This window comes from Pseudomonas fluorescens, from assembly GCF_902497745.1.
Taxonomy (GTDB): domain Bacteria; phylum Pseudomonadota; class Gammaproteobacteria; order Pseudomonadales; family Pseudomonadaceae; genus Aquipseudomonas; species Aquipseudomonas fluorescens_BM.
This window is the reverse complement of the sequence record NZ_CABVHJ010000016.1, coordinates 70,552-87,635: the sequence shown is the minus strand read 5'-3', so window position 1 is coordinate 87,635 and position 17,084 is coordinate 70,552. Positions and strand designations below refer to the sequence as shown.

The following is a 17,084-nucleotide window of genomic DNA, read 5'->3' as shown; positions in this document are numbered from 1 at the left end:
ACGCAATCGCGGGCAAGCCCGCTCCCACACGTCATGAGTCGAACACGACATCTGTGAACGACTCAAAACCCTGTGGGAGCGGGCTTGCCCGCGATTGGTTTTTTGCTTCAGCGCGAGATCAAGATCAAACGCGGAAGTGGCTGACCATCTGCTGCAATTGACCACCCAAACGCGCCAGTTCAACACTCGACGCTGCCGTCTCATCACTCGCCGCAGCGGTCTGTTCCGACACGTCGCGTACGTTGATGATGCTGCGGCTGATCTCTTCGGCCACGGCGCTCTGCTGTTCGGCAGCGGCGGCGATCTGCTGGTTCATCGACTGGATGTTCGACACCGTACGGGTGATGTTTTCCAGTGATGCGCCAGCCTTGCGCGTCAGCGCCACGCTGCTATCGGTCAGGGCGCGGCTGTTGCTCATCACCGCCGAAACCTGCTGGGTACCGTTCTGCAGACCGGCGACCAGGCCTTCGATTTCTTCGGTGGATTTCTGTGTGCGCTGAGCCAGGCCACGAACTTCATCGGCGACCACGGCAAAACCACGACCGGCTTCACCGGCACGTGCCGCTTCGATCGCGGCGTTGAGCGCCAGCAGGTTGGTCTGTTCGGCAACAGCCTTGATCACGTCCATGACGCTGCCGATCTTGTCGCTTTCCTGTTGCAGCACACTCATGGCTTCGGTGGAACGCACCACTTCGCTGGCCAGACGCTCGATCTGGGCGATGGCTTCGTTGACCACTTTGTCGCCTTCACGGGCTTCGCCGTCAGCAGCCGCGGCTGCTTGCGAAGCTTCTTCGGCATTGCGCGCGACTTCCTGCACGGTGGCGGTCATCTCGTGCATGGCGGTGGCGACCTGATCGGTCTCGACTTTCTGGCTGTTCACACCGGCGCTGGTCTGTTCGGTCACGGCCGACAGTTCTTCGGCGGCGCTGGCGATCTGGGTGACGCCGTCGCGGATGCCGCTGATCAAGTCGCGCAGGGTGACGCCCATGCGGGCGATGCCTTGTTGCAGTACGCCAAGTTCGTCACGGCGGGTGACGGTGACGTTCTGGGTCAGGTCGCCGCTGGCGATGCGCTCGACCACGGCGAGGGTTTCTTGCAGCGGACGGGTGATCTGACGGGTGATGATCACCGCAGCAATCACGCCAACCAGTAGGGCGAGCAGGGTGCTGATCAGCTGGAAGGTACGCGCTTGGGCACTTTCAGCGTCACGGCGATCGAGCTGGATCTGATACAGCTGCTCGCTCAGGGCGACGATGGTGGTGCCCTGGTCGGTCATTTCCTTACGCGCCTGCACGGCATCGGTGTTGGCGTTCTTGTACGCCATCAACGCGCCGCGATAGCTGGTCAACGCAGTTTCCAATTGGCGCAAGGCATCCTGCTGAGTCGCAGCAAATTGCGCATTCAATGACTTGAGGCTGGCGATGGCCGCGTCGATTTGGCCGACGGCTTTCTGCTCGGTTTCGGCGTTGGTGGTAGCGGTGTAGCCGCGCACTTCGTAGCGCGCGAGGATGAACGCTTCCTTGGCGGCGGTGATCGCCTGGAACTGTTCGAAACGCTGCTCGCTCATGTCCATCTGCTGCACGCGTTTACTGATCGATTCGATCTGGTTGTACGCGGTCTCGGCACTCACGCTCATGGAATCGCGCGCACTGTTGCCGGTGCGGTAGGCGTTGCGCATTTTGTTCAGCGACGTCTGGTATTCAGCGATGGTCGCTGCCTGCTCCTTGAGCAGTTTGACGTTTTCCGGGCTCTTGAAGCTGTTGATCAGCTTCTGTTGCTGCGCGGCGAAGCTTTCGAGGGTGGTCTGCACATTCTGCGCGGCGGTTTCATCGCCATTGGTCAGCATGTACTGCAGGCGCACCACGCGCAGTTTGGTCAGGCCGGCATTGAGCTGGGTGATATCGCTCATCCAGTTGCTGCGGTCGATCAAGCCACCGAGGCTGGTCCAGCCCGTCAGGGCCAGCACGCAGGTCAAGGCCAGCACCAGGCCGAAGCCCAGGCCCAGTTTCATGTTCACGCTGATGTTGCCGAACCAGCTATTCATCAAAAATCCTCCAGAAACGTTGGGTTTCTTGTCGTCAGTTAGGCTGGAAGATTGTTGTTTTTTTGAGCCAGCAAGGGTGTTAGCAGGTCTGTATCGGCCGCATTTCCCAGAGCTGAAAGGATTTTGTCCTACGGAATTTGTAACATCGGATCCCAAGACTTTTTTCACATGGGTTTCACTGGCTGCCCACGCCCGCCTCTGTACCTTCGCCGCATCGAATGAACCCGTGATGCAGAGTGGCGAGGCGGTTTTTGTGGAATTGAGACTGAGTCTGTTCGGCGTCAAACGCTTGATCGATCTGAGCTTTTTTGCGCGTTTTCGCAACACTTGGGTGGTGTTGGCGGCATCGGTATTGGTGATGCCACTGACCCTGTGGTTGCTGGCGCCGGCGGCGGTGCCGGACCTGGCTCACGGCAACGTGGCTGGTGCGCAAGCGTTGGCGACGGGCTGGGCCAAGGGCGAGATGATCGTGCTGGTGCGTCACGTCGAGCGCTGCGATCACTCTAAAGCTGCCTGCCTGAGTGGCAACGACGGCATCACCGATCGCTCACGCAGTGTCGCGGTGGCGGTCGGTGCAAGGTTCGAACAACTGGGCTTGAACAACGCCGACATCTATAACAGCCCATCGATGCGCACGGTGCAGACCGCCGGTTACATGTTCAACCATGCCGCCAGCGGTGACGACTGGCTGATCAACTGCCGTGGGCGCATGTTGCAGGACGCGTTGGCCCACAAAACTCCGGGGCGCAACCTGGTACTGGTGACCCACAGCGAATGCATGGCGCAAATCGAGAAAGACCTCAAAGTTTCGGCCTCGGACATGGGTTACGGCTCGTCATTGTTTGTTTCCGCTGCCAGCCCGGCGGCTCCCAAGATGCTCGGCTTTATTGAAGCCTCCGACTGGCGCACGGTGAATACCCGATGAAATCACGCTTCTACGCTTACAACTTTGGTATTCCGCTGGCCTGTGGGGCGCTGGTGTTCCTGATGTTCGATATGACCAAAATCGACATCGCCTTCAGCAACCTGCTGTTCGACCCGATGACGCAGACCTTCCCGCTCGACAAAATCCACTTCTTCGAAAAGCTCACGCATAAATGGGCGCGGATCATTCCCAACTGGACGGCGGAAATCGCCCTGATCGGCGCGCTGCTATCGGTGGTCTGGCCGTTGGTCAATCCGCAGAAACGTCCGCGACTCGGTGCGATGCTGGAACGCAGCAAAGTCGCGCCGGTGCTGCGATTTGCCGCTGATCACCGTAGGGATTTTCTGTTTGTGGTGGTCGCATTCGCGGTCTGCACCGGGGTGATTCATTTCCTCAAATCCCACACCAGCGTTTACTGCCCGATCGAGACCACGCTGTACGGCGGGAAAATGGCCCACATCGAGTGGTACAGCAATTTTCAACTGTTCCATGAAGCGGGTAGTGGCCGGTGCTGGCCGGGTGGCCATGCGTCGGGCGGCTTCACCATGCTGGCGCTGTATTTCGTGGCGCGGCGCTATCAATGGCGTTTTTCCAGTGCAATCTTGTGGGGCTCGCTGTTGCTGGGATTCGTTTATGGCACTACTCGCGTCCTGCAAGGCTGGCACTACATGTCCCACACGTTCTGGGCCGGAATCTTCGTCTGGCTGGCGTGTTTGCTGACGGCGTTGGCCTTCTACGGACGCGCGCGGCTGGAGGTGCCGGTGCTGGGCAAGCGTGAGCAGAAAGCTTTCAGTGCTGAGGTCTCTATCTGAGCCCGTGCGGATCAAATGAAAAACCCGCCAATCATCGGCGGGTTTTTTTATGGGGCTGCGCAGGTCCCTCAATAGCTGACGAAGTAATACGCCTGACGCCCGACCATCATGGTCTTGAGTACTTTCAGTGGCGGCGCGGGTTCACTGTCACCGGCCATCACCGCGACATGCGAGGGTGATGCCGCGAGAAAATCTCGCAACTGCGCTTCGGTATCCAGCCCTTTGAGCACTTGCTGGGTATAGAAAACCGTGGCGCCACCGAGCCGCTCATTGGCCTGAAACAGCGCGACTTGATGCCCGACGGTTTGCAGCGTCTGAATCTCTGCACTCAACGGCAGGAACGAAAGCTTTTTGTCGGCATGAGGCAACGCCCACTGTGCGGCGGCGAGATAACTGCCGAACACCAGCGTGAGCACACCGACTGCCAGTGTTTGGCGCTGCCGGGCGATTCGGCCTACGAATCCATTGCCGGATTCGTACTGCTTCAAGCGCTCGAACAGCACGCCCGCATACTCCGCTGCGATCACCGCAGCGGCCGGTGTCATCGACATCAGGTACACCGTGCGTTTGCTCGACGCCAACGTGAGCATGATGAACTGCGCCACGATCCACAGGCTGAAAAACAGCAGGTAACGGTTGGCTTTCAGTTGTTTGCGGAAATGCCAGAGCCCCAAGTACACCAGAATGTTCCACGGCAGGAAGGCTTCCGGCAGTTTGGCGAGGTAGTAATAGAACGGTTCGTAGTGCCCGGCCTCGACGAACGAACCGCTGAAGCGTCCGACGCTGTTGGTCAGCAGCACTTCTTTGACGGCTTGTGCGCCGCCGTGCTGGAAGAGGATGAGGAGCCAGATCAGCAGCGGAATCAAACCGACCAGAGTCAGTAAACCGGGTCGCAGCCAGTCGGCGATTTTCAGGCGCTTGTCCATCAGGTTGTCCGCCAGCAGATAGGCAAAAATCACCACCCCCGGCATCGCCAGCCCCAGCACACCCTTGCTCAAGGTAGCGATGGCGATCCCGACGACAAACAACAGCGAGGTGCCGAGAGTCGATGCTCGTTGCGCCTGGAAAAAGGCCAGCAGTGCCGTCGTCACGCCGAGGGCGAGCAATGCATCCTCACCGACACCGCGCACATTGCTCCAGTAACTGGCCATGGTCGCGAGCAGAATGCCCGCCGTCCAGGCGACCATTTTCGGTCGTTCGAAACGCCGCAGCATGCCGTACAGCAGCATCACGCTGAGCAAGCCAGCCACCGCCGACGCCAGCCGCACGGCCCACGGTGAAACACCGAACACGCGCATCGCGCCAGCATCCAGCCACAGGCTCAGTGGTGGTTTTTCCAGAAACGGTTCGCCGAACAGGCGTGGCGTCACCCAGTCGTCGTCCAGATGCATCTCCATGGCGATGCCGGCGACGCGGGCCTCGGTGGAGCCTTGCAATTGGTGGTTACCCAGCGCGAAAAAAAACAGCAGGGCGGCAAGCAGAAACAGCGAAGTGACGGCACGCGACATAGGGTTCAGGCAACCGAAAGGGGCGGGAGGCCTGAGCATACGACGGCAATCCTTAACGAATTGTGAAACTCACGCCAAAGGTTTAGACCAGCGCTTTTCCGGTGTCTCGAACCTTGAATTGACCAGCGCCGTCAGCACGTGATCCTGCCAGCGCCCGGCAATGTTCAGATACGCCTTGGCGTAACCCTCACGTTCGAAGCCCAGGCGCTCCAGCAAGCGTGCACTGCGTTCGTTGCCGGGAATGTAGTTGGCCATGATCCGGTGCAGGTTCTGGGTATCGAACATGTAAGCGATGCCAGCCTCCAGCGCTTCCTGCATCAAACCTTGACCCTGTTGGGCCTCGTCGATGTGATAACCCAGATAACACGCCTGAAAGGCACCACGAATGATGCCGCTGAAGTTGCAGGCGCCGATCATCTCCTGGCCATCCGGGGTCAGCAGCGCGAAATGCATGGCCAGCCCGGCCTCGAACGCGCTGGCTTGGACTTCGAGGCGGCGGCGAATCTGCTCGGTGGAAAAATATTCGGTCGTACGGATCGGTGACCATGGCGCGAGGTGGCGCTGGTTGCGTCGGTAGAACTCGCTTTCAAGTTCGGCCTGGTCCGGAGCGAGTATCGCCAGCGTCAGGCGTTGGCAGGGCAGGGTCAACAGCGGCATCGGGCGCTCCGGAATGGGGGATCTTCCGGCAGGTTGGCGCACTCGCCTGTGGGAGAGCAAGCCCTCGCAGGTTAGCGCGGTAAACCCAAGGCAAAAAAAAGCCCGCAGGAGCGCGGGCGAACCGTAGTTTCTTGAATGAGCGAGCGGACTGTACAAGGGTTGGCCGCGCAGCTGCAGTGAAGAAAAATTCATCTCGATGGGTGGTGCCAAATGCCGTCCGATGCGCAACCGAGCGTCGAGTTTTCGCCCGTCAATGGCGGGTTTCAGGCCCGGTAGTGTTCTGCGGTTTCTGCGGATCAAGATTGTCCCGTGCCCGACAAATCAGGATCTCGGCCAGTGCGCTCAATTGCTTCATCGCCACCGCCACATGACGTTTCGAGCCATCGAACTCATCGGCAAAGTTTGCGCTGATGGCCGCTAGGGAATCGAGGATTTCACTGGCGTGGGTGAGCAGGGTCAGTGTGTCGACATCGTCGCGCACCCTGATGAGCTGATTGAGAGGAACACTACGTCGCCGACGGTTCACCTCGGTGCTTGCGGTGGTGTTTGACTGAGGTTGGGTGCTGGAAGCGGGTGCTTCGGAAGGTGCCGAACCAACCAGCGAAAGCTGTGGGATTTTTTTCATGACGTAGCTCCGTGAAGTGAACATTCACTGCAATTTCGGCTGCCAAACCGTCCGCTGGATGGCAGTGGTCGTGGAGGGTAACGCCCTGAGGAACTGTCCACCAGTTCATCAAAGTCGACGCGTGTTGCAGGAATTTTCCTAGGACGTTCGGTGTGGGAAGGAGGGCGAACCGCGAATAAAAAAAACGGGTGTCGCCGTGCTCTCGGGCGGTCATTATGTTCAACGGAAATCATGGCGGACTTCTCTGACACACGGTGCAGTGCCTCCCTTTAAAGCAAACACACGTCGATAAATCGGGAAGCTTTATCTACAAGGAGTAGAAGGTATGCTGAATCACGTTATCCCCCTGTTCCTGGCTGCGTTAGCTTTTGGCGCGCAGGCAGATGTCCAGATCCAGGTCATGCCCATTCCTGAGGATTTGAAAAATCTGAAGCCCGTCGCTGTTGCGCAGAGCGATGTGGAGGCGCAAAAGCGGCTTGATCGAATCGACTCGATAGTTCAGCGGTTCCGACTGAAAAAAGACGAAAAGTTCATCTATACAGGTCACTACACATCCAGTCTTCTATTGGCGCCTCTGGTTGTTGTCTACAAGGTTTATCCAGAAGAAGTCCCCTTGAAAGTGGTCATGCTCAACATGCAAAGGGGCGATGCGCGCGTTTATACCGTTGATGTCGACGATATCCGGCCCTATTCAAGCTTCACAGCAGGTCCCCTTGACGGCAGAATCGCCGACGATGTCCTTAATCCAGGCGCCTCGGCGGCCCGATCCAAAGCCTATTACAAGGAACGCTATGACACTTATCAGTCGTCGAGAATCAAGCTCGCTAGAAAAGTGGTAGCAAGCGACGCTTGTGAGACGGTAACGAGTGTTGACCTCTACAACTTCAATCGCGAAGTGTTCACGGCGTTCTGCGGGAACGGTATGACCTTCAGTCAAACTCCGGCTGAAATAGTATCCGGGCAAGCAATAGACCCAGTCCTAAAAACGTGGATGGTTAAACGGCCGCAGTAGGTCTGAGGATTGATGCCGCTGCGCCCGGCTCAAGGCATGTGGTCAGCCGCAAAATCAGCCTCTGACCGGGCACGCAAACGGCCTTTGCGACAAGCCACCTGGAAACGCTCGAAGTCGCGTTCGTTTTGCGCGGTGTAACTTTGCGCGTATTTCAGCAGCGCATCGGCCAGCGCATCGCCTTTGCCAATGTAACCGCTGATTTGCGCCGCGAGGCCGGATGCCTTGGCATGTGCCCGGGCGAGGGCTCGGCCGCAAACACGTCCATAGGCGGCGAAGGTTTCGGCGTCGAAGGTCTCAAGCTCAGCAGAGATTTTCATGTCGCGCAGTTGCCGCACATAGAAGTGCCGACCGCTGGGACCGGTGGTCCAGCCGAGAAACAGATCGCTGGCGGCCTGCATCAGCCGCTGCCCCTCGACCACACGTTGGCCTTCGTGGCGCGTGCGTGATTTGACTTTGACGTAATCGGCGAGCACCGAGCGTCGCGCTTCCTTGAACTGCAGGAACAACGGAAATTCCTGATCGTCGGTCAGCAGCGCCACCAGACAGCGAGTGCCGACACTGCCGACGCCAACCACTTTGAAGGCCAGATCCTGGGCGTGAAACCGTGAGAGCAGCTCGCGACGGTCAGGTTGCAGCGTGTTTCGATAATCACGCATGAACGCGTCGTAGAGCGGGCGCCAGTCCGACAACCGCAGCCAGTCATCGTCCGCGTCCAGCAGCGTCGTGTTTTTGTGCAGGTGGAAAATTTCCGGCAGGTCATCGCGAATAATCAGGCGACCACTGGCATTACGCTCACTGATTTTGGGCAGCAACTCGGCGTGGGTGCGCCGCTCAGCCTTTTCGATGGCGCGCTCCACATGTTCGAGGGTACTTTTGCGCGCCTGAGCGAGCAGATCGTTGTAGCTGATGGACTCGTACCAGTTTTCCAGCGAACTCTGTTCGGCGCATTCCAGCAGCGTGGTCTGATAGGCGCCAACCATTTCACGGCACACCTGTTCCTCGACCGATTCGCCATGGCGCAAGTCGCGGGCGGCTACCACGAAACTTGCCGCGAGACGCTTGAGATCCCACTCCCACGGTCCGGGATGCGCTTCGTCGAAATCGTTGACGCTGAACAGCAGATTGCGCTCAGGCGTGGCGAAACCGCCAAAATTCATCAGATGGCAGTCACCACAGATGGGCAAGTTCAGGCCCATGTTCGCCGTGCCCGACAAGTCGTGCGCCTGCAACAAGGCATTGCCGCGAAAGAACGTGAACGGCGACACCAACATGCGCCCGTAACGCAGTTCGACCAGTGACTCGACGCGGCCCTGGCTGGATGCCTTGATCAACGGAATCGGGTCACGGTTCATCTTGCCGGTGGATGCCTGAGCGCTGCGCGAGCACTGCTTGCGGGCGTCTTTGCCTTGTTGCATGCGATCTTTGAGTGCGGTCATGGGGGCTCGGTCTGACGCTAGGACGCTGTGAGTGTAGAAGCGCTTCCGAGGTTTATCCGCTGGCTTGAGTCCGGTGACAATTCCCATCTCGATGTTCGCAACATAGAGGCTGTGTCGCCACTGCGCCCTGGATTGCACAGATCAAATGTTGCTGGAGGGGAGTGTGTGCTTGAAGGAGAGGGGATCCTTCAGGTAACGGTTCACATAATTCTCACCTGAGTTTTGCCATGATCGTTGCCGATATTTCATCGGCCCGAGCGAGTGATCCCTTCATGAATGTGAGCGTGCTCTACGCGTTGGTTGCAGCAGCATTGTTTGGCGCCAGTACACCACTCGCCAAGCTGTTGGGCGTACAGATTTCACCGATTCTATTGGCCGGGTTGCTCTATCTGGGCAGCGGTCTGGGCTTGACCATCCTGCGTTTTGCCCGCGATCGAGGCTGGCAGCGTTTGGGACTCGGCACCGGCGAATGGCCGTGGCTGGTCGGAGCCATCGGCTTTGGTGGTGTGCTGGCACCGGTGGCGTTGATGTTCGGTTTGACCAGAACGTCCGGTGCGAGCGCGTCACTGATGCTCAATCTGGAATCAGTGCTCACGGCACTGCTGGCGTGGGTAGTGTTCAAGGAAAACGCCGACCGGCGAATCGTGATCGGCATGCTCGCCATCGTGGCCGGCGGTGTCGTGTTGTCATGGCCGCAAGAGGCCGTGTCGGCGCAGGACTGGACAGGCCCGCTGGCCGTCGCCTTCGCCTGCTTTTGCTGGGCCATCGACAACAACCTGACGCGTAAGGTCTCTGCTTCGGATGCACTGTTTATCGCGGGCAGCAAAGGTCTTGTGGCGGGGATGGTCAACTGCGGCCTCGCCTTGTTCATCGGCAAACAACTGCCCTCAGCCGACTCGTTGGTACCCATCCTGCTGGTCGGGTTTCTCGGCTACGGCGTCAGCCTGGCGATGTTCGTCCTCGCCCTGCGCGGGCTGGGCAGTGCGCGCACTGGCGCGTATTTTTCCACAGCACCGTTTCTGGGCGCAGGTATCTCGATTCTGCTGCTGGGCGAGTCGGTATCGCTGATGTTCCTGCTCGCTGCCGCGTTAATGGCCGTGGGGGTATGGATTCATCTGATGGAGAACCATACGCATGAGCATCAGCATGAACGGCTCGAGCATGATCATCGCCACACACACGATGAGCATCACCAGCATACGCACGGGTTTGAATGGGATGGAACGGAGCCGCACAGCCATCCGCATGTGCATACGCCGATGCGGCATCGGCATGCGCATTTTCCGGATGTGCATCATCGGCATGAGCATTGAGGTGTGTGGGCGGGGTGGTTTTTGGCGGAAGGGGCTGGACGGGACGGCCAGATGCGACAAAGCCCGCACTTGGCGGGCTTTGTCGTTGAGAGTTGGTGGAGCCGGGGGGATTTGAACCCCCGTCCGCCAGTACTCCGCTGTCGGTACTACATGCGTAGCCGTTTCTATTAAGTTAACCCTCAGCGACCCGAAGGGCAGGGTGCTTTGGGCGAGTTGTGTAAGTTTTAGCCGCTTCGTCCACAACGTACTGCACGGCGATTCTGTTCTATATGACAATCATTTTGGGTTTACAGACATCCCCTGATGATTGCTGGACCCGAAGGTACCAGGAGCATTGTCAGCTGCAATTAAGCAGCGAGAGCAACACCGTATTGGTCGTCATTGGCAACTATAAGTAGTTGCAACAGTGGATTTACGACTTCTGTTACCAAGTCGGCATGCACCTAAAGTTTTGCAACCGGCGTCGAATCCTAAACGGCCCCGAACTCATTGCTCAGTACATCTGTTTGAGCAACAAGCCTGCGCAGTGTACGCCAATCAGCCCACAAGGCCAACCCGAAGGTTGGCCGGGCTTGAATCAATTGTTGGTGCCGGAAGCTTTTTGGAGTTCCAGTTTGGTTTTGGAGGTTTCTGCAACGCAGTCGTCGGTTCTGCCAGCCTGTTTGAGCGCTTGGGCTTTGCTCAAGCTGGTTTCAGCAAGCTGGGCCTTTTCTGGCGAAGCTGAGAGCCCGGCCTTGAGATTGGTGATCTCTTGGATATTGGCATCACACAGATCGGCAGGTTTGCCGTCAGCAAACGAAGTGGACGCCATCATCGATGCAGTAACGAACAGACCTAACAGTACAGAACGTTTCATGTATATCTCCTTGAACCGAGTGGGTCCAGACTTCGCTGGCCGTCAGGACGGGCAACCGTATGGAAGAAAAACCCCGATCAGCCGGGGTTAATCTGTGGACTACAGTCGAACTCAAGGGTTCTATTTTTCTTCAGCAGGCCTTCGCCCGGGTCACTCGATCCACCAGATAGACCAGTCCGTGGTAGTCAATTTCGCCGTGTTGCGTCAGGCCGATCTCACAGGTGCGGCTGGTGGAAATCCCCTCGCTGCAGTGCTGCACCGCATCCTTGAGCGTGCGCAGCGAGTGGCTGTTCAGCTCCGGCGTGGTGAAGCCTTTGTCGCCAGCAAATCCGCAGCAATGAATGCCTTCCGGAATCACCACGGTTTTGCTGCATTTGCGCGCCAGATCAATCAACGCCTGACTTTCGCCCAGATGTTGCGTGCTGCACGTCACGTGCACAGCAATCGGCGCGTCTTGCGGGGTGAAGTCGAGTCGTTCGAGCAGGTGCGTACGGATGAAGCGCACCGGGTCGTACAGATCCAGACGGGTTTCTCCTACGTCCTGAACCAGACGCAACGTGCACGGACTGGTGTCGCAGTAGATCGGGTCGAGACCGCCGCGACTGGCATGCAGCAGTGCGCTGATCAGCTCCTGACGTTTGTGTTCGGCCTGTTCGGCATAGCCTTTTGAGGCGAAAGGCTGGCCGCAGCAGAGGTTGTCCTGATTGTCCGGGAACACCACTTGGTAACCGGCCTTTTCCAGCAAACCACGGGTTTTGTCGTACAGCGACATTTGCTCTTTATCGCCCGCCGCCGGGCCCATGACCCGCGACACACAAGCAGCCAAATAGACCACGCGCGGGCGTTCGTCTGACACGCTCGGGCTGAAGCGGATGGCTTTCTCCGGTTGCGGCATCGCATTCGTCCACAACGGCACCTGGCCCTTGGACAGCCGCGTAATGGTTGCCGAAAGTTTCGCCAGACGCGGTGCGCCGAGCATTATCCGCGCACCGTTGGCCACGTGCAGAGTGAAGCGTGCGCCTTGCAGGGTCTTGGCGAAATTTCCTTCGATCCAGTCAGCGGTTTTCTGATGCGTCGCGTGTCGGCCACGCAGCTTTTTCACCAGCTCACCGGTGTTGATACCTACAGGGCAGCGCTGTGCGCACAGACCGGTCGCGGCGCAGGTGTCAATGCCTTGATACTCGTAGGCTTCTTCCAGTTCGCGGGTATCGACGCCGGCTCGTTTTTTCGCCTGAATATCGCGCCAGATCACAATGCGCTGGCGCGGGCTCAGGGTCAGTCCTTTCGACGGACAAACAGGCTCGCAGAAACCGCATTCGATGCATTTATCCACAATCTCGTCAGCCGCCGGCAGCGGTTTCAGATGCTTGAGGTGGATCTGCGGATCTTCGCTGAGCACCACGTCCGGGTTGAGAATACCGTTCGGATCGAGCAGACGTTTGAGCTGCCACATCAACTGATAGGCGTCGCTGCCCCATTCCAGTTCCACGAACGGCGCCATGTTACGCCCGGTGCCATGTTCAGCCTTCAACGAGCCGCCGAACTCCACCGCCACCAATTGCGCGACGTCGTCCATGAACGCTTGATAGCGTGCGACTTCTTCCGGGTTGTTGAAGCCTTGGGTGAAGACGAAGTGCAGATTGCCTTCCAGCGCGTGTCCGAAAAGGATCGCTTCATCGTAGGCATGTTTGTCGAACAGTTCGATCAGGCGATTGACGCCGATGGCCAATTGTTCGACCGGGAAGGTCACGTCTTCGATGATCACCGTGGTGCCGGTTTTGCGCACCGCGCCGACGGCGGGGAAGGTGTCCTTGCGGATCGCCCAGAGTTTGGCGTTTTCGGCAGGGTCTTCGGTGAAGTCGACCTGTTTTTCCACTGGGAAGCCGCTGAGTGACGCCATGATCTGCCCCAGTTGCTCCTGCAACAAAGTGGAAGACGCAGCGCGGGACTCGATGAGCAATGCGCAGGCATTGTTCGACAGTTGCTGTACGAAAGCAGGCATGCCTGGTTTGTCTTGCACCGAGCGCAGGCTGCGGCGATCCAGCAACTCTACGGCGGACACCGGTTGGTTTTTCAGCACGGTGACCGCGTTGCAGCAGGTCTCCACATCCGGGAACACGATCAGCGCCGAGGCCTTGTTCGGATGATCGATCACTGTGTCGTAGGTCACCGCGCTGATGAAGCCGAGGGTGCCTTCGGAGCCGACCAGCAAATGGCTCAAGATATCCACAGGCTCATCGAAATCCACCAGGGCATTGAGCGACAGGCCGGTGGTATTTTTCAGACGGTATTTGTGGCGGATTCGTGCAGCCAGTTCGGCATTGGCGCGGGTCTCGCGGCCCAATGTCGCCAAGCGTTCGAGCAGATCGCCGTGACTGCTGCGAAACGCTGCAACACTGGCAGCGTCTTCGGTATCGAGTCGCGTGCCATCGGCCAGTACAAGACGAATCCCGGCCAGTGTGTGATAGGTGTTTTGTGCCGTGCCGCAGCACATGCCGCTGGCGTTGTTGGCAACAATGCCGCCGATTTTGCAGGCGTTGATCGACGCCGGATCCGGGCCGATCTTGCGCCCGAACGGTGCCAGCCACGCGTTGGCCTGCGCGCCGATCACGCCTGGTTGCAGGCGAATCTGCGTGCCTTGGCCACGAATCTCGCGGGCGTTCCAGTTATCCCCAAGCACGATCAAAACGGAATCGCTGATCGCTTGGCCGGAGAGGCTGGTGCCGGCAGCGCGGAAGGTCACCGGGACATGGTCGCGCTGAGCGAGTTTCAGCAGCGCCACCACTTCATCTTCGGACTCGACGCGGATCACCAGTTGCGGAATGAGTCGATAAAAACTGGCATCGGTGCCAAAGGCCAGCCTCGATAACGGATCATCAAAACGGCGCTCGGCCGGAATCAGTTGTTGCGCATCACGCAGGAAATTCGCTGGAAGCGTCATTGGTCCTCCAGGATCAGAACCACCAGGTCTTTCGGGCCGTGGGCGCCGTAAGCCAATACTTGCTCGATGTCAGCGGTTTTCGACGGGCCGGACACCAGCAGTGCGTTGGTCGGCATGCCTTGCGCCCATTCGAATTCCTGCTGCACCTGATAGAAGTTGTCGCGGATTTCACTGGCCTTGAGCAGGGCGAAATGCACCGGCGGCACCAGACTCATCAAGCGTGGTTCTTCGCGGGTTGGCCACAGGATCAGGCTGCCAGTGGCGGCGATGGCGCCGAGGGTTCCGGTGAGACTCGCCGGAGTGTCGTTGAACAGTTCGGCTTTCCACTCTTCCATCGGCCGGTCGTAGGATTTCAGTGCCGGTAGACCAGGATTGTTCGCCCAATGCTGTGTGATACGTTGCCCGTGTGCTGTCTTCGGCGCGATCAACAGACTCGGCAACTGGCGATCGCGCAGCAATTGCGCAAGCAGCGCCGGCCATTCAGCGTCCGAGGTCAGGTGGATTTCGGTGTGCACCGCTTCCATCAATTTGCGCAGTTGCGGAATGCGTTGTTCGGCGCTGTAGGTGTAAGGCTGCGTCACCAGATCGACATCGAAGTTGTCGGCAATCGGCGTGGCGCCGGTCAGACTTTTCCGCAGCTTGCCGAGGATATTTTCTTTGGCGCTCATCAGCGGTCTCCCTGTTTGGCCAGATGCTCACGGGCCATGTCGTGCAGTGAGCGGGCGGCGGGTTTCGGCGCGCTGTGGTTTTGCGTCCACGGGCCGACGTTACTCGGGGTCAGTGCACGCAGGCGCGTGGCGAAGAAACCGAACAATCGATACAAGGTTGGCGAACTGTTGAGCCTGGCCCAGGCGTTCCAGATAAAGCGTTCCTTGCGCGAGTATTTGCTGCCCTGACCGCGCATCACTTGATTCGGGCTGTCCGGGGCTTTGACGTTTTCTTCGCGCAGGCGTCGCAGGATCGCCGGGATCGGAATTTTTACCGGACACACTTCGCCGCAGGCTCCGCACAGCGAAGAGGCGCTCGGGTGATCCGGCACTTTTGCCAGGCCAACCATGTGCGGGGTGATGATTTTGCCGATCGGCCCGGGATACACCTCGCCATAGGTGTGGCCACCGACGCGGGTGTAGACCGGGCAATGATTCATGCAGGCGCCGCAGCGGATGCAGTTCAAGGTCTGGCGCAGTTCACTGTCGGCAAACGCCTGGCTGCGACCGTTGTCGAGCAGCACCAGATGCACTTCCTGCGGGCCGTCGAGTTCGTGTTCCTTGCGCGGACCGGAGATCATGTTGACGTAAGTGGTGATCGGAATGCCCAGCGCCGAGCGCGTCAACAGTGACAGCAACGGCACCACGTCACGCAGGTTTTCCACAACCTTTTCGATGCCGGTGACGGCGATGTGCACCGGCGGCACGGTGGTGGTCATGCGCCCGTTGCCTTCGTTTTCCACCAGCAGCAGGGTGCCGGTTTCGGCGACGGCGAAGTTGACACCGGAGACGCCGATGTCCGCTTCGAAGAATTTCTGCCGCAGGACTCTGCGACCGATCTGAATGAGTTGGTCAACGTCCTTGGTGTATTCCACGCCAAGTTTGTCGTGGAACAAGGACGCGACCTGACCGGCATTCTTGTGGATCGCCGGCATAATGATGTGTGAAGGCTTCTCGTGGTCGAGCTGGACGATGTATTCCCCCATATCGGACTCCAGACATTCAATGTCCCGAGCCTCGAGGAAATGGTTCATCTCCATCTCTTCGCTGACCATCGATTTGCCCTTGATCACTTGCCGCGCCTCGTGAGCGCGGATGATCGATAAGACGATGCCATTGGCCTCGTCCACCGTTTCCGCCCAGTGCACTGTCACACCGTTGCGGGTCAGGTTCTGTTCCAGTTGCTCGAGCAGGTCGGGCAACTTGGACAGCGCGCGGGCCTTGATCGAATTGCCCAGTGCGCGCAAATGTTCTCTTTCGTGGGCATCGCTGAAAGCGGCTGCCCGCTTGACCATCAGTGAGTCCATGGCAGTGCGGAAGTTGTTCCGCAGCTGCTGATCACCCAAGGCGTTGTGTGCCCGGGTGCGGAAATCTTCTTCTACGGCGACCGTAGGAATAATCGCGGAAGTGCTCATTGCGCACCTCCGGTTCGTTGCCAAAGAAAGCTGGCGAGATGTTGCCCGCGTAGCGCTTCTTTTTGTTTCTCCAATGCGCCGTTGATGTTCATCAAACAGCCACAGTCGGCGCTTAACACCTGATGCGCGCCGGAATCCTTCAACGCTTTGGTCTTGTCAGCCACCATCGCGCCGGAAATGTCTGGCATACGGACGCTGAATGTTCCGCCGAAACCACAGCATTCGCTTTCGTGGTCATGGTTGACCCGTTCCACGTTGCTCAACTGCGCCAGTAACTCGCGGCCGTGCAGGTGGGTGTTCATCTCGCGGCGTGCCGAACACGAAGTGTGCAGCGCGACTTTGACCGGTTCGCCACTGTCCTTGAGCCGCACTTTGCAGACGAACAGCAGAAACTCGGCCAGTTCATAGGTGCGGGCCGCGAGGGCCTGAACCTGTTTCAACGTTTCCGGCTCGTCCTTGAACAAGTCGGCGTAGTGCTCGCGCAGCATGCCGGCGCAGGAACCCGACGGCACCACCACCGGATAATCCCCGGCAAACAGCGCCAGTTGTGAACGCGCTACCGTCCGCGCCTGTTCGGTGTAACCCGAGGTGTAGGCTGGTTGGCCGCAGCAACTCTGCCCTTGCGGATACTCGACCCGAATCCCTTCGCGCTCCAGCAAGTGGATCGCGTCCATCCCGGCTTCGGGGTAGAACAGGTCGACCACGCAGGTGCCGAACAGGTAAACCCGCGACGGTTTCTCGCTGGGGTATTGCCGAGGTTCGGGCAGCGGCGGTGCCACACGGGTCGCGTTTGGCACGGCGTTGTAAAAAAGCTCGCTCATCAGGCGTGTCTC

The 17,084-nt window shown here is 58.8% G+C and carries 14 protein-coding genes, 1 other RNA gene and 1 pseudogene; 4 read left to right on the top strand and 12 right to left on the bottom strand.

The genetic code is table 11. The features are described from left to right. Positions 1–124: 124 nt before the first annotated feature. Positions 125–838, bottom strand: a complete 714-nt coding sequence (locus tag F8N44_RS32275; protein WP_371042694.1) for a methyl-accepting chemotaxis protein — start codon at positions 836–838, stop codon at positions 125–127. Positions 839–982: 144 nt separating this feature from the next. Then, positions 983–1,909 (bottom strand): annotated as a pseudogene (locus F8N44_RS32270) (methyl-accepting chemotaxis protein); the annotation flags it as partial. Between the two features lie 388 nt (positions 1,910–2,297). On the opposite strand from F8N44_RS32270, the gene F8N44_RS22655 reads away from it, so the two are divergent. Together F8N44_RS22655 and F8N44_RS22650 are read left to right on the top strand one after the other, a co-directional pair. Further along, complete coding sequence (locus tag F8N44_RS22655; RefSeq protein ID WP_191630937.1) at positions 2,298–2,969, top strand: histidine phosphatase family protein; 672 nt, start codon at positions 2,298–2,300, stop codon at positions 2,967–2,969. Further along, positions 2,966–3,781 carry a phosphatase PAP2 family protein gene (locus F8N44_RS22650; RefSeq protein ID WP_150651860.1) on the top strand — a complete coding sequence of 272 codons (816 nt, stop codon included), beginning with the start codon at positions 2,966–2,968 and terminating at the stop codon, positions 3,779–3,781. The genes F8N44_RS22655 and F8N44_RS22650 overlap by 4 nt, the downstream gene beginning before the upstream one ends. A 68-nt stretch (positions 3,782–3,849) precedes the next feature. On the opposite strand, the gene F8N44_RS22645 is transcribed toward F8N44_RS22650, so the two are convergent. The 3 genes from F8N44_RS22645 to F8N44_RS22635 form a co-directional block, all read right to left on the bottom strand. Next, positions 3,850–5,328, bottom strand: a complete 1,479-nt coding sequence (locus F8N44_RS22645) for an ArnT family glycosyltransferase (protein ID WP_150651859.1) — start codon at positions 5,326–5,328, stop codon at positions 3,850–3,852. Between the two features lie 30 nt (positions 5,329–5,358). Then, a complete protein-coding gene (gene rimJ / locus F8N44_RS22640; protein ID WP_150651858.1) occupies positions 5,359–5,946 on the bottom strand; it encodes a ribosomal protein S5-alanine N-acetyltransferase in 588 nt (195 codons plus the stop codon). Positions 5,947–6,196: 250 nt separating this feature from the next. After that, a complete protein-coding gene (locus tag F8N44_RS22635) occupies positions 6,197–6,571 on the bottom strand; it encodes a DUF6124 family protein (protein ID WP_150651857.1) in 375 nt (124 codons plus the stop codon). Positions 6,572–6,896: 325 nt separating this feature from the next. Here F8N44_RS22635 and F8N44_RS22630 point away from each other — a divergent pair, with 325 nt between their 5' ends. Further along, entirely contained in the window at positions 6,897–7,583 is a 687-nt protein-coding gene (locus tag F8N44_RS22630; protein ID WP_150651856.1) for a hypothetical protein, read from the top strand. Positions 7,584–7,612: 29 nt separating this feature from the next. On the opposite strand, the gene F8N44_RS22625 is transcribed toward F8N44_RS22630, so the two are convergent. After that, on the bottom strand, positions 7,613–9,019 hold the full coding sequence (locus tag F8N44_RS22625; protein ID WP_150651855.1) for a DUF2252 domain-containing protein: 1,407 nt from the start codon (positions 9,017–9,019) through the stop codon (positions 7,613–7,615). A gap of 272 nt (positions 9,020–9,291) precedes the next feature. Here F8N44_RS22625 and F8N44_RS22620 point away from each other — a divergent pair, with 272 nt between their 5' ends. Next, complete coding sequence (locus tag F8N44_RS22620; protein WP_150651854.1) at positions 9,292–10,332, top strand: DMT family transporter; 1,041 nt, start codon at positions 9,292–9,294, stop codon at positions 10,330–10,332. Positions 10,333–10,425: 93 nt separating this feature from the next. Here the strand turns inward: F8N44_RS22620 and ssrA are convergent. From ssrA to F8N44_RS22590, 6 genes are all read right to left on the bottom strand, one after another. Further along, positions 10,426–10,814, bottom strand: a transfer-messenger RNA (tmRNA) gene (ssrA, locus tag F8N44_RS22615). Positions 10,815–10,909: 95 nt separating this feature from the next. Next, the gene (locus F8N44_RS22610) at positions 10,910–11,188 is read right to left on the bottom strand and encodes a hypothetical protein (protein ID WP_150651853.1); all 279 of its coding nucleotides are present in this window, start codon (positions 11,186–11,188) and stop codon (positions 10,910–10,912) included. 130 nt (positions 11,189–11,318) lie between these two features. Continuing rightward, on the bottom strand, positions 11,319–14,129 hold the full coding sequence (locus F8N44_RS22605) for an FAD-binding and (Fe-S)-binding domain-containing protein (RefSeq protein ID WP_150651852.1): 2,811 nt from the start codon (positions 14,127–14,129) through the stop codon (positions 11,319–11,321). After that, a complete protein-coding gene (locus F8N44_RS22600) occupies positions 14,126–14,797 on the bottom strand; it encodes a LutC/YkgG family protein (RefSeq protein ID WP_150651851.1) in 672 nt (223 codons plus the stop codon). Before F8N44_RS22600 ends, F8N44_RS22605 begins: the two co-directional genes overlap by 4 nt. Continuing rightward, complete coding sequence (locus F8N44_RS22595; protein ID WP_007915200.1) at positions 14,797–16,251, bottom strand: LutB/LldF family L-lactate oxidation iron-sulfur protein; 1,455 nt, start codon at positions 16,249–16,251, stop codon at positions 14,797–14,799. Before F8N44_RS22595 ends, F8N44_RS22600 begins: the two co-directional genes overlap by 1 nt. After that, positions 16,248–17,072 (bottom strand): (Fe-S)-binding protein, encoded by an 825-nt coding sequence (locus F8N44_RS22590; protein ID WP_150651850.1) that lies wholly within the window; start codon positions 17,070–17,072, stop codon positions 16,248–16,250. Before F8N44_RS22590 ends, F8N44_RS22595 begins: the two co-directional genes overlap by 4 nt. Positions 17,073–17,084: the final 12 nt, after the last annotated feature.

Coding starts and splice junctions, on each gene's coding strand:
- F8N44_RS32275 (WP_371042694.1), bottom strand. CDS start 838: ATGCACGAGATGACCGCCACCGTGCAGGAAGTCGCGCGCAATGCCGAA.
- F8N44_RS22650 (WP_150651860.1), top strand. CDS start 2,966: ATGAAATCACGCTTCTACGCTTACAACTTTGGTATTCCGCTGGCCTGT.
- F8N44_RS22645 (WP_150651859.1), bottom strand. CDS start 5,328: ATGCTCAGGCCTCCCGCCCCTTTCGGTTGCCTGAACCCTATGTCGCGT.
- rimJ (WP_150651858.1), bottom strand. CDS start 5,946: ATGCCGCTGTTGACCCTGCCCTGCCAACGCCTGACGCTGGCGATACTC.
- F8N44_RS22635 (WP_150651857.1), bottom strand. CDS start 6,571: ATGAAAAAAATCCCACAGCTTTCGCTGGTTGGTTCGGCACCTTCCGAA.
- F8N44_RS22630 (WP_150651856.1), top strand. CDS start 6,897: ATGCTGAATCACGTTATCCCCCTGTTCCTGGCTGCGTTAGCTTTTGGC.
- F8N44_RS22625 (WP_150651855.1), bottom strand. CDS start 9,019: ATGACCGCACTCAAAGATCGCATGCAACAAGGCAAAGACGCCCGCAAG.
- F8N44_RS22620 (WP_150651854.1), top strand. CDS start 9,292: ATGAATGTGAGCGTGCTCTACGCGTTGGTTGCAGCAGCATTGTTTGGC.
- F8N44_RS22610 (WP_150651853.1), bottom strand. CDS start 11,188: ATGAAACGTTCTGTACTGTTAGGTCTGTTCGTTACTGCATCGATGATG.
- F8N44_RS22605 (WP_150651852.1), bottom strand. CDS start 14,129: ATGACGCTTCCAGCGAATTTCCTGCGTGATGCGCAACAACTGATTCCG.
- F8N44_RS22600 (WP_150651851.1), bottom strand. CDS start 14,797: ATGAGCGCCAAAGAAAATATCCTCGGCAAGCTGCGGAAAAGTCTGACC.
- F8N44_RS22595 (WP_007915200.1), bottom strand. CDS start 16,251: ATGAGCACTTCCGCGATTATTCCTACGGTCGCCGTAGAAGAAGATTTC.
- F8N44_RS22590 (WP_150651850.1), bottom strand. CDS start 17,072: ATGAGCGAGCTTTTTTACAACGCCGTGCCAAACGCGACCCGTGTGGCA.